This is a genomic window from Planococcus sp. CAU13, assembly GCF_000775575.1.
Classification (GTDB): domain Bacteria; phylum Bacillota; class Bacilli; order Bacillales_A; family Planococcaceae; genus Planococcus.
On the sequence record NZ_JRGN01000129.1, the window covers coordinates 1 to 12,620 of the forward strand.

10 protein-coding genes are annotated in these 12,620 nt (G+C 39.7%); all 10 read right to left on the minus strand.

Translation table 11 applies throughout. The features are described 5' to 3' along the window. Nucleotides 1-179: 179 nt before the first annotated feature. Nucleotides 180-725, minus strand: a complete 546-nt coding sequence (locus KW93_RS05445; RefSeq protein ID WP_033541971.1) for a hypothetical protein — start codon at nucleotides 723-725, stop codon at nucleotides 180-182. A 243-nt stretch (nucleotides 726-968) separates the two neighbouring features. Beyond that, entirely contained in the window at nucleotides 969-1,910 is a 942-nt protein-coding gene (locus KW93_RS05450; protein WP_152602421.1) for a hypothetical protein, read from the minus strand. A gap of 151 nt (nucleotides 1,911-2,061) precedes the next feature. Continuing rightward, on the minus strand, nucleotides 2,062-3,939 hold the full coding sequence (locus tag KW93_RS05455; protein WP_033541973.1) for a TcaA 3rd/4th domain-containing protein: 1,878 nt from the start codon (nucleotides 3,937-3,939) through the stop codon (nucleotides 2,062-2,064). 22 nt (nucleotides 3,940-3,961) lie between these two features. Further along, nucleotides 3,962-4,855, minus strand: coding sequence for a zinc ribbon domain-containing protein (locus tag KW93_RS05460; protein WP_033541974.1), 894 nt, complete (start codon nucleotides 4,853-4,855; stop codon nucleotides 3,962-3,964). 190 nt (nucleotides 4,856-5,045) lie between these two features. Further along, nucleotides 5,046-5,648: a hypothetical protein gene (locus KW93_RS05465; protein WP_033541975.1), complete on the minus strand. Its 603-nt coding sequence runs from the start codon at nucleotides 5,646-5,648 to the stop codon at nucleotides 5,046-5,048. Nucleotides 5,649-5,696: 48 nt separating this feature from the next. Further along, on the minus strand, nucleotides 5,697-6,293 hold the full coding sequence (locus KW93_RS16885; RefSeq protein ID WP_052131475.1) for a methyltransferase family protein: 597 nt from the start codon (nucleotides 6,291-6,293) through the stop codon (nucleotides 5,697-5,699). A gap of 20 nt (nucleotides 6,294-6,313) precedes the next feature. Next, nucleotides 6,314-9,115 carry an Ig-like domain-containing protein gene (locus KW93_RS05475; protein ID WP_033541976.1) on the minus strand — a complete coding sequence of 934 codons (2,802 nt, stop codon included), beginning with the start codon at nucleotides 9,113-9,115 and terminating at the stop codon, nucleotides 6,314-6,316. A 298-nt stretch (nucleotides 9,116-9,413) separates the two neighbouring features. Beyond that, nucleotides 9,414-10,811 carry a trypsin-like peptidase domain-containing protein gene (locus tag KW93_RS05480; RefSeq protein WP_033541977.1) on the minus strand — a complete coding sequence of 466 codons (1,398 nt, stop codon included), beginning with the start codon at nucleotides 10,809-10,811 and terminating at the stop codon, nucleotides 9,414-9,416. 857 nt (nucleotides 10,812-11,668) lie between these two features. Beyond that, nucleotides 11,669-12,274 (minus strand): class D sortase, encoded by a 606-nt coding sequence (locus tag KW93_RS16890; RefSeq protein ID WP_052131476.1) that lies wholly within the window; start codon nucleotides 12,272-12,274, stop codon nucleotides 11,669-11,671. A gap of 12 nt (nucleotides 12,275-12,286) precedes the next feature. Continuing rightward, nucleotides 12,287-12,620 (minus strand): LPXTG cell wall anchor domain-containing protein (locus KW93_RS05490; protein ID WP_033541978.1); only part of this gene is annotated, 334 nt, incomplete at its 5' end.

Here is a 12,620-nt window from a genome sequence, read left to right on the forward strand (position 1 = left end):
ACCCTGTGACAGGCAAAATTATGACTATTTACTCCATAACATAAAAATGCATGATGACCCCGTTCCTTTAATGGACATGCCGGATTCTTCATGCATTTTTTTCATATGAGAGGATTTTTTTCTACACAGGGTCGTGTTATGGAGTCGTGTTTTATTAAATAGATTTTCCAAAGAATTTATTATTCTAAGTAGTCCATCCCTTCTTCTATTATAAAACCGTATTTACTATTGGTTTCTCTAACATATACATGAGCTAATCCATCTGATTCCTCCACTACTTCGCCATTCTCTGTAACTTTTTGCTTAAAATTCACTAAAACTGTCATATAGGTTACACTATATCGATGTGCAGGTTCATCCAAGATTTCTATTAAATTTACACTTGTTTCCAGTTTACTTTTCTTAGCTTTATCATATTCAACATCTTGGATAAATTCCTCAAGTTTTTCATTAAATTCTTCTGTAGATGTACTTCCTAGTGAATCTTCCCACATATAAAATATTTTCTCGTAATCTTTTGTATCCCAAGCTAGACTATACTCATTCAAAAAATCTTGTAATCTTTTTTCAATACTTTTCTCTTCCAAAACTTTCTCTTTTTCTAGTTCTTCCTCTTTCACTGTTTCTGTCATTGGTGTTTCCGCCGCTGCCTCCTCACTTTGTTGTTGAACATTACAAGCTGTAAGAAAAAGCGCTAATATCGTCACTAAAATAAATATTCTCATACTCTCAGCCTCCTTCTCTCTCAAATTATTGAATAAGAAATTTTAATCGTTTTGATCTAACGAATACTCTTTGCAGACAAGCTATTAAGAATATATTCAGCCATGTATGAAAAGTCTTAAAACCTCTTTCCGTCTTTTATTTTGTCTTTTCTATACAAATAAGAGTACCGTTAAACATGTCTGTAACAATCTTAAGTAACTTCTATATTTATTAAAGCAATAGCTGTTGTTTCGAATTCGATATCATTTAAAAATGACATCCCCAGACAAGTTCGGACTCTTATCTTTCCATTGACGAATCGTCAAAGGTATTTGATCACCATAGGCAGGATCATTCGTGTAAAAATTAATACCTGCTGTTCCACTGGCAGGAACAGCTGCATATACAAAATTATCATTAATCATTATGATAGCCTGCATGGTGTCTGGTACTCCTCGGACAAATCCTGATTTCACCCTCGTTTGCAGGTTATCCAAATCTTCTTCTTCGAATGTCAGCATCATATTTCCCAGGAAAGTCGAATAGTCTTCGCCAACCACCGTTTTAAACAGTTCATTTTCGACTTCAGTCAAAAAACCTTGTTGAACCATGTCCACTTCAATAAGATTTGGTCCCTTTTGATAATCTCCGTAAAAAAACGTACCATTCATGCCTAACAAATGGCATTCTTCAGTTTCAGTAATCTCGATTACATCGCCATGAAAGATAAAATTTAATCCACATTCCCAATCTTCTATTTCATAATAGGCTTTATTGCCATCCAGCTGCGCTGATCCTTCAACAACATTTGTATTAGCTCCTCCGTATACCTGAAGTTCAAATACGAACTCATCACCAGTCACTTCAAATATATTTAAGAAACCATCGTGATGGTGAAGGTATCTTTTCCACTCGCCTTCCAGCTCCATCGCTACTCCAGTTATAATTTCATCCGTTTCTGCTTCAGAGAGATTTTCATCTTTTTCAAGTTCATCCAGATTTTCTTTCACCTCCACTTCTTCCATATCCTCCACCTTCACTTCTTCCAATACTTGCTCTACAACCGCAATCTCTAGACTTTCCTCTAACACTTCCTCTACAGGTTTTTGCTTGGCTGCATCATCAGAGGCATTATCAGAACAGCCGGCAGAGAGGAAAGCTGCAATAATTATGACAGACAATAAAATATTTTTTCTTACCATCAACACAACATCTCCTTCCTTTCAAAAATATTCTCATAAATACATAGACCAACAAGATTTCTTCTATGAAACTCATATTGTTTATAGAAAAACTGCATCGAAGTTGTATTTTGTCTACAACTCCGATGCAGTTCAGAACTAATCCAAGATATTCTTAAATTTCTTTCGTAGAAACCAGTTCATCCACCAACCAGCTGTCGCCGTTTTTCACCAGAATATTTACGGTAACATATGTCTTTTCGCTGGATTTTTCAGTTCCATTAATGATGAATCGTTCAGCAGTTGTCACTTTTACTCGGTTTTCATCGATTGCTTCCACTTTGTCTACAGTCGTCCCAAGGTGCTCCGTGCTTATCCCCCTTGAAAAAACAGAGGCAATATAATCAATCGATTCTTTCCGTTTCGGCCCACTTTGAGTGATCAGCGGAGTAACGCCTGAAGCATCTCCAGTAAGAGTGGCATTCGAACTTAAAGTGTTGTAATTATTCATAAACGATTCAATACCCGACTGCAAAGCCGCTGCTGTGTTTTCTTTCCCTTTCTCATCGGAGTCTTCTGAACCACTCGCTTCCGTCTTTTCTTCTTCAGCATCCCTTTCATCAGACTCTTCTTCTACTGATGAGACGGATTTTTTATATTGATACATCTTTTTTGTACCTTCGATTGTGCGGATCGGTTCCAGGGTAAAGGGCCGGCTTGATGAATCACTTGTCCAGTATGCTTTTACAATCCACTCTTCAGAATGGACGTCATAGGCAAATTTAACAGTTGCATGTGTTCTCATCTTACTCAATTCTGGCTCATCATCCCCGTAATAATTTGCGCCTTCGTAAATGATTTCCGCATCAATACCTATCCCTTCTTCCCAGAAAATGACCGACTCTCCATCTAAATTGACTTGGAGCAAAGAGCCTTTGAAATAAGATTGCCATCCTTCCAGCTTTTCAAATTCATCTCTATAACTCTTTACGAGGCCCGGTGTTAAAAACGTATAAACAGAGGCATCTCTTGTTGCTTTCGCTTGCAAATCCTCTTCCATAAACGCAACAAATCGTTCCAGCACTTCCTCCGTTATTTCCTCATCAAGCTGAGAAATTTCTATATCCGCGTAATAGTTATCAATTGGCACTTCTTCAGATGTCGCTTTCCCCCATGGAAAACTTGTTTGAGCCAGAGCAGTCATACTGCCGTCGAGCAGAAATGGCCCGAGCTCCTCCGTCTGACCGTTGCTGTTTACCGGAAACTCTTCTTCCCCCACGATAATTTTTGTTTCAGATTCTACTGCCTGTCCAACTGTATCCACATTAAATACGACAGTACCAAGCGGCAACTCTTCATCAATCCGAGTGGTTTCTGTAGGGTCATATTGATAATACACAGTTAATTCGAAAGAATGTTCATAAGTGAGCTCACCATTATCAAATACAAGTTCTGCTTCATATTTGCCAGGAATAATCCCGCTAAACATATATTCGCCCTCTGCATCAGTATTTTTTAATACCTCTTCACCATTTAACTTCAATATCAAACCATCGTAGGCAAACGGAAAATAAGCATGTTGAGGAGTTAATACGATTTTATGCGCATCAAAAACTCCGGCAACTTTCCCATTCTTCTCTATGGTAGCGATCCCTTCAAGTTCTTGCGGTGAAATATTTTTATACAAGTCAATAAAGGCTCTTGCTTCACTTATTGAAATATTCTTCCCATTTGGAATCACAACAAACTTGGACAGGGCTTCTGCATTTTCTTCCTGCAGCGCTTCAAAGAATTTTGAAATTGTTGAGTCAGCGGAAGCTGTCTTCGTGCCCCACGAATAAAAGATGCTAAAAGATGCTATTAAAATAATGGCAATCGCAGCGACCAGTTTTGATTTAAAAGAGAGTTTATTTCTTACTGCATTATTCCGAGGGATTTCTGCCTCTTCTCTGATAGCTCTACTTTCTTCCTGCTGCAATGGCTTTCCACATTCTATACAAATTCGATTTGCATCGTCATTGGAATGGCCGCAGTTCGTACAGAATTTGCTCATATCGGTATGCTCCTCCTTCTATTTACAACAAAAAAGACAGGACATCTTTAACAGTTGATAGTGCCTCGTTTATCTTCGCTTTAACGAACAAGGAAAAGCATATAGAAGATCCAATCAAGAATAAGCTCGAATAGGCAATTGAAGCATACATTGAATCAAACTTCCCGGAATGTTTTTCAACGAATTTGTTAACTGCATACAACGGGATAACGAGAAAGCTTATGACAAGGCCTATAAGGAACAGGCTATTCCCTAAACTACGGGCTCCAATCAGTAAGAGAAGATAGGAGGCGGCTAAAATGAGAATAGCCGGAATAAGCAGCGTGCCGATGACTGTCACTAGTTTTTTAATATCAGGCATTGAGTTCGGTAATTTCGTTGACACAACGATAGATCCAAATGATAAAGCAAAAAGAACAGTTAGAAACATAAAGACACTCGGAAAAACATCTACAATTGATGGGACCAGGATTTCAGTTGGGCCAGAGCTGAAGAACATATTTTGCGGGCTGAAACCAGCCAGCAACCGTGCCAGATACCCCACAGAATTATGTATGATTATAGCTGTAATAATGAAAAAGAGTGCAACGCTGATCAGAGCGTTTGGCAAATTTTGAGCTGTGTTGTCGAAAATAGCAGAAGGCTTTCTTATAAATGTAAAAAAATAATTTCCATAGAGTTTCGAAGCTTCTTTTGCTTTTTCAAGCGATTGCCCTTTCTCAATAGGCATGCCTGTCAGTGCAGCACCACTCGAATCGATAAAGGTTTGCTGATGAATCATTTCTGAAGCTTTTGAAACGCTGGCATCTCTGAGATTTTCATTTTCCTGGTTTAACGTGTTTGATTGAAGAGCACCACCACATTTACCACAAAACTTTCCGGCTGACTGTTCATGACCACAATTTAAACACTTCAATAATAAAACCTCCTTTATATTTAGATTTACACTATTAATTGGTGATATGGGGTATTTAAATAGTAAAATCTAAATACCCATTGAAATGTAATCTATTATCCAATTAATAGGTATAAAACCTTAAACAAATAATACCACATGTATTAATAGAGTTGTATGAATTTTCCGAATTTTTTATTCAAAAAAATTTTTAAGCTAATATCCCTAAATAACGCTCCACAAGCCGCATGAAATCTTTATTTTTCTTCATCTTTTCCGCATCAATCAGTACGGGGATTCCAGGTACCTTATCTTTATCGGGCTCTCCTATCTGTTGAACGGCATCCCCGTACTGCTCAATCATCATAGAAAATAGTGGCAGCACCAACGTTCCCAAATATTGTTTCGTCATTGTCCTTTCGGAATGCTCATAAAGAATAACCATTACATTTCTGAAATATCCACGGCTTTGGTATCTTTCTTCTATGCAGAGCTTTCCAACTTCGAATGTTTCGTGTTCACGTCCCAAAATTTCCGGGTGCAGCGATAAATTCATATCCACATATTCTTGTACGATGGAGTGTCCTCCCGATACAAAGGGATTGACTTCTACCGTACCGATTACATTTTTCTTGAGTTGTTCTTCGTATTCAGATGTCTCTTGAATCAGCTTGATGACCGGACGTTTTAATAAAAGGAAACGCTCTTCTTCTCCATACAACTCATTGTATTTAAACTCATACTCACGTGTGGTTTCTAAAAATGTCTTTTTAAACAGCTTTTTCTCCATCTCACTCTCAACATGTACATACATCAGCAACTTCCTCTCAAATAAACTCTTATCTTCTTCATAATTTCTTTTTTACTTTTTAAGTTTTGGAAAAAGTGCCCCTGTTGTTTTTCGGTAATTTTCATACTTTTGGCCAAATCCCTCGAGAAGAACATTCTCTTCCAAGCGAATTCGTTGAATATAGACAATAAAAAGAAAGGAAGGCAATACGGCGGCAGTCAAACCATTCAACGAACCTATGCCAAAGCCGATAAACGTCAGCAGACTGCCTGTATAACTCGGATGACGAATATACCGAAACAAACCATGCTGAATTAATTCCTGATCTTCTTTGATTTGGATATTGGCATCAAAATGAACGCTGAGTGTTCGGATTGCATAAAAACGAAGCAAGATTCCGAATAACGCCAATGTGGAACCAATAAGCGATACTGACAGTTTCGGATAAAATAGCCAAGGGGTAACGAATATATTGATGGCCAGAAGAATGACCATCAATAAAATTGAAAAAAGCGTCCCCGTCGTTAATAGTGTATTGTTCATTTTAAGTTTTTGGGGGAGTGTCTCCTGGTTGGTATTTTTTCTTTTTTCAATATGGAGCTCATGGGCGAACCATACTATAAGCACTGCCAACAAATATAGAAGAGCAGGATATCCCGGATAATTCATATTTGCACCTCCTAATAAAATTATTCAAGTGTCCTCATAATCTCGTCATATACTTCCCCAGTCTGCGGATCTACACCGTACCACCCATAGGTAGCATCCCTGCCTGCGCCCGTGCTCGGATCATCCAGGATGAATTGATAAACATGAATTATATAATGACCCAATTCATTGTCCCGGTCGTAATATGATTTAATCTCAGTATTATTCACTACGCCTAAATGCTGTCTGACCAACTCCACCGCTTCTTCTATTGTAATCCCTGCATTTTGCTCTTTTTGTTCTTCAATTTCTTCAGCTTCTTCGTCGAAAGGCGCATCGAGCAGCATCTGCCCCGTCCGCTTATCAACGCCCAAAATATCAAAGCCATCAAGCTCAATAATATAGGCAGGTCCACCAGAATCCTCAGAAAAATAGTCTCCTATAACCTTTGCCACGCTGGTGTATTGAGAAGAAGTATATGCATGCTCAACCTCTTCTTTAGACAATTTTAAATCCACATTTTTTAGAGATTCATCAAACCAATTGTTTAATTTCCATTCAGTTTCTTCTTTTTTAAATTCAAGAATTTGTTTTCGGGTGGGATTATGGATGTTCCCTAAAAAGATTGATTCCATCAGGAAAGTTTTAGGATCGATCACTGTTATCTTTACACGGATCATGGCATCATCAATTCGGGGATTCATGGCCGAATCACAATCGCAATAAAATTCAGTTTCTACATAACTTTTCATTTTCTTATCCACAAATTCGTCAGTGATCAGAGAACTTAACTCTGCTTCCACCAGCTTGTAAATACCAGGCACCGAGTTATAGAGACTATGTTTTTCTTGCGCGCCATATAAAATACCCAAAATTTTACCCATGGTATTTTTCGCAATTGCTAAGTATTCTTCTTCTGTTAACGTTTCTGCTACTTCTTCGAAATCGCTGATTATCACAGACAGTTCTATTAACGATTTAACCGTATCTCCATGGGATTCTTCTTCGTACTCAATAGTGATTAATGCACTTTCTTCTGAAGGGGCATCCGATGCGATGATAACAATCTCATTGTTCTCCACACTGGCAATTACCACATCTTCATTTGCCGATACTGCTTTTAAGTTTTTACTGTCTTTAAGCTCCAGCGTTTGTGATTCCTGGCTTGCCATATTCGCATAGATACCATTTACAGAAACTCCTATCGTTTCTCCCTCTCCAAGTTCGACCTGGTGCTTATCGACCTGTAATTCCTGGAAAACTTCACAATTCCCTTTCGCTATATTAGGCTTCATATCTTTAATGGCAAGATTTACTTTATATACCTCTTTGCCGATTACATCAACAATTAAAGTGCCCTGCAAAACCGGATTAAAGCTGGCTTCGTAACAGGAATAATTTCCAAAGTCGTTATTTACTCCTGTATGGAATTCTCCTGTACCCTGCACGCCTCCGTATGCTTCCACACCAACTCCAGTTACCCCAAATGCTGTAATGCCGACGCCCACCACTGCTCCTGCACCAGTTTCCACTTTTCCAGTCCCTTTAAGGGACGCATCCAATTCAGGCATGAACTTATTGATTTGTCTAACAGTCTTCCCATCAAATATTACACCGCGCTCTTCTTCAACTTCGAAAATGACTGTAACTTCCGGCTTGTAGGAAAACTCGTAATCCACTTGCAGGTAAAAAACACCTTTGACAAATAAACCAGGTGAAGCAGTCGGAACTTTTAATTTCGCTAACTTTATCTTTTCGTTTGTCTGCTTGGCTTCTTTATTTTTTCCTTCTTCCCCAGGGGAAAGAGTAAACTTACTGATTGATGTTCCTATATTGCTTATCTGATATCTGGTTTCTTCCCCCAACCTCATATCAGTGGCCACTATGGAGTTTTCGAAGCTGAGAGAACCATCGAGTACGAGGCTGCTCTTATCATTTCCCAATGGCATGTCTTTAAAAGCAAATTCAATACCAGTGACGGATTCAGTTCCTTTTAGAGATTCAGTTGTTCTAAATTCAAATTTTTCTTTTTCTCCTTCACTGGAAGCGAGCAAAGTATTTAAACTCGTTCCAGCAAAATCGGTTACCGAAAGGCCTTCGATGCCTTCCTCAATTTCGATGTGCTCTTTTTTGATTTCATACGTTTTATATACATCCAGTTCATCGAATAGCTCAGCAAAATCCGGCTCTTCAACTATTAATTGATATTTTCCTTTTTTCTCTTCCAGCTCCAGTATTTTCAAGGCCTGCCCCTCAGGGTGCTCTTCAGTAGGAATGACAAGGATATCGCCCACTGCCAGATCAGATTTTATGCTTTTTTCTACAGTCACTTCACTGTCCGCGAAGACTTCCACTTCTTCCGTCTTAACAAATATCAGGTTTTCATTCATTTCAACGTTTTCAACTTCATCCCTTACCGTAATAAAATCCATGTTTAAGGTTTCTTCTACTGCATCGCCATCTTTGTATTTAATGCCTTCCTCTATTTGGAGCGTATATACAGTTCCTTCATTATAATTTTCTACCGGCGCTTGAATGATGATCGTTTTTTCATCCTCTGACAGTTCAACACCAATCGGCACTTCTGTTTGTTCTTCATCCAGAACTTTTATTATATTCTCAGTAACAGTTGCCTTATCCAAATCTTTGTAAAAAGAAAACTCAAAAGCTTTATCCAATGGCGTTTGAGTCTCAATTAAAGTCGTTTCAGTTATTTCAGTGATTTCAGTAATTGGTTTCGAATTTTTTTCCTCTGCTACTTTTTCTTTGCCGAAAGCATTGAATACAAAAAAAGCAATGGTTACCACAATTAACACCACAAAAGGAATCCTGAACTTCTTCACTCGCTACTCCCCCAATCCTCATTAGTTTTCATTCTCTGAACCCATTTAAAAATTTTGATAAAAAAATGCATGAAGAATCCGCTCAATTTCTGATTTCTGTCGGATTCTTCGATGCATAATTATTGCGTATTACCTAAGGTGTGTATCCATAAGTTTATTCTTAAAATTATTATAGTTATAAAGACTCTCATTGGCTAGTATATTTTCACTATCAATTTAACAGAAATTATTTTTTTCCGATAAACTACAAAAACCGCATCCAGAAACTATCGAGTTTCCGGATGCGGCTTTTGTATACTCAATCATTCACAATATCCGAAATCACATAATACCCGTACTCATCCACCACAACCGTATACGTCTTACTGCGTTCCTCCCATGTCCACTCTCCCGCCGCGTTCATGAAGTCGAAGGATTCGTAAGTATGGACCAGCGCGTAGGTATCATAAATTTCAGCACCTAAAAAAGATTGTTCCGTAAAATCAAAGACCATCCCCTGGCCGCTGATTTCGTATATATAATCAGCGATGCCGTGGTAAATTTCGCTGTCGTACAGGAGCATGTCCGATACATAGGAAAAATCTTCATACGCCAGGGCTATTTCATAATAGTTCCGATAATTCTCGACAAATGCCCATAATGAGTACTCATCGAATCCGTAGATGACATCCTCGTCGAACGACCAGTCCTCATAATATTCTTCTTCATAAACTTCATCGTCATAGGACCAGTCTTCATAATATTCATCGGAAACGACAAGTTCTTCCTCTTCGTAAACCGGTTCGGTATCGTAATAAAAGACCGTTTCATCTTCATAATCGTAGTCCTCCAACCAGTCAAAATAATCATAGGTTTCGTAGACGCCGAATACTGATGCGACGGCGGAGGCTGACATTGGATTTTCAATCCAGCTGATCAGCGAGTCGTGGATGGAGTATAAGGGTATGGAAAAACCAATTGCATTGCCGTCATTATACAGCAGCGAATTGATGCCGATAACTTTTCCGGTTTCCGCATCGAGCAACGGTCCGCCGCTGCTCCCTGGTGCGATCTGTGCATCAATCTGATAGACGCCTTCGTACTCGAAGTCGAAGCTGATGTCCCGGTCCACCCCTGTCAAATACCCGATGGATGCCGAATTTTCAAAGCCATTGGGGCTTCCCAATGCAATGACCTCAGACCCGACATCCGTTACTTCCATTTCGACAGGCAGCGGTTTCTGCCCTTTGTAGGCTGCGACTTCAATAACGGCTATATCCTCAACATCAGAAATGCCAATAACGCGTCCGTGTTCTTCCACACCTGCATTGTTGCGCACCATTACATCGGTAAAGCCCGCCACAACATGGGCATTGGTGACGACCATTCCGTTACTGGTGAATAAAAAGCCGGAACCGATTCCGCTGTCTGTCAGGATCGTATAGACTTTTTCCTGGGAAGCTTTGATGATCCCTTTTTTATCGTTTGTTACGGGTCGGTTTTCCGCAACGCTTTCATGAATGACCGGTTTTTCCGGAGGCGCCTCATTCGTTAAATATTGCTGGATACCGAAACCGCCGCCTGCGAGCAAAAGAATTGAAATCACGCCTACGGCAATTCTCGATATCTTTGGTGCATTTTTCCCTGTTCGCACACCACACCCGTTGCAGAACTTTGCTTCCGAATCAATTCGCGCACCACAATTCCTGCAAAACATAGATCCATCCCCTCGCACTTCTTCTTGAATCAATTATAGATATAAAGACTAATAATGACTAGTATATTTTAACCACTAAATTTGAAAAAATTTCTTCCTTATCTTATTGTTTCCGAAAATAAACTTGCACGAAGAATCCGCTCCTTTAATGGATGTGCCGGATTCCTCATGCAATTTTCCTGTATGAACGGATTTTTTTCGACACAGGGGCGCGTTACATATTTTTAAATTAATTTTATCAGCTAAGTTCTTAACTTATTAAGGACGGTCAGTGCCGATAGGATGTTGTCAACCCGCTTCATTTCCGCGCGGTAATCCAAAAGCATATCAGCCATAAAAAGTTTCCAAAAGGACCCTGTGACATAAAAAATTATGACTAGTTGCTTCATAATATAAAAATGCATGAAGAAACGCTCCATCACCGGATACGCGTAATCTTCATGCTGTTTAGTTGTATAATGGAAAAATCTTTTACACAGGGTCGCTAGCTCCAAAATTCTGAAGAATTTATTGAGGGAGAACTAAACTCCAATTATATAAGAGAGCAATCGGCAACTATTGGCCGATGCTCTCTCTTATACATTTATCACTCAAAATCTAAAATAATAAAGCTATCACTGAAAATCATTGAGGTTCCTGAATGCATCTTCTTTTGTTTGCAATTATCGTGAATTAACTGAGTTTTGTCTGTCACAGGGGCGCGATTTTCCTTCGAGATGCTGGTTCAGCACGAAGCCGTTCGCCTCGTCCAGGGCGACAACGGCAACCGGGAAATATGGCCGCGAGGAACTCAAAGATTTCCAGCAGACAGCAAGAAACCTCCTTCAAAAGTGATCAGCTTTTAAAGGAGGTTCTTTTTAGTTTATTCGTTTTGCCTGAACAATCAGTCTGAATTCACTGGAATTTTCAGGATAGCACGTAATGAGAGAAAGCAATGCCATTCCTTTTTGAGCATTGAGCACTTCCACTTCCTCAGGCTTCACAATCTGAATATCAAATACTTCAAAGCTGAAATTTTCATCCAAAGTTTCGTATTCAAAATGCTCGCCTATCTGCAGTTCATTCAAACGGTTGAAAAACTGTCCGAAAATATGGGATTGATGTCCGGCTATTGCATAGCTGCCATCCATTTCTCCCGCTCTGTCCAATCCTTCGATAGCGCCGAGCGCCTGATTTAGATTGCCCGGCGTCGCTCCTTGTAAAACAGGTGACTGAAGTTCGATGGCTGGTATGGTCAATACACCTTCTACCCCGTCGGGCAGTCCAGCCGCTTCAGCGAAAGTGCCAGCAGCATTAGTTTGAGCCGCTGCTCCTGTACTTGCTTCCGTTTTCACCGCTTCAAAAGCTTCGATTAAACCAGTTTGATTGTCATGTGTACTCTTCATGCCCAACGCTAAAATAATCAGCATAGCAAAACCGCCAATAATCATTCCATTTCCAATCCATTTTTTAGCTCTTTTCATAGGAATCTTCCTTTATGCAAAACGGCGTATGCTGATTCCGCCTGCCAATAAAACAAGTGCCATCAGTATGAACACCATGCTGTTGAGCGGTCCACCTGTTTTCGGTAAAGAAGCACCCATATCATTGCCGCTGTCCATTAAAGCAGCTGTTGGAGAAGCAAATGCAGAAGCCGTTGGACGTGAAGAATCTCCACCTGCCGAAGCAACTACAGCAGTCAGCGAGCCACGAGCCGAATCATTATTTCCATCACCCGAGCCACTTAGACCAAAGTTGCCATCGTTGTCGCCGTTTGTTCCATTTCCATCATTTCCAGGCAATAGCCCGTCGCCTTCTGGAGTTTCTTCA

Coding starts and splice junctions, on each gene's coding strand:
- KW93_RS16885 (WP_052131475.1), bottom strand. CDS start 6,293: ATGAATTATCCGGGATATCCTGCTCTTCTATATTTGTTGGCAGTGCTT.
- KW93_RS05465 (WP_033541975.1), bottom strand. CDS start 5,648: ATGTATGTACATGTTGAGAGTGAGATGGAGAAAAAGCTGTTTAAAAAG.
- KW93_RS16890 (WP_052131476.1), bottom strand. CDS start 12,274: ATGAAAAGAGCTAAAAAATGGATTGGAAATGGAATGATTATTGGCGGT.
- KW93_RS05480 (WP_033541977.1), bottom strand. CDS start 10,811: ATGTTTTGCAGGAATTGTGGTGCGCGAATTGATTCGGAAGCAAAGTTC.
- KW93_RS05455 (WP_033541973.1), bottom strand. CDS start 3,939: ATGAGCAAATTCTGTACGAACTGCGGCCATTCCAATGACGATGCAAAT.
- KW93_RS05445 (WP_033541971.1), bottom strand. CDS start 725: ATGAGAATATTTATTTTAGTGACGATATTAGCGCTTTTTCTTACAGCT.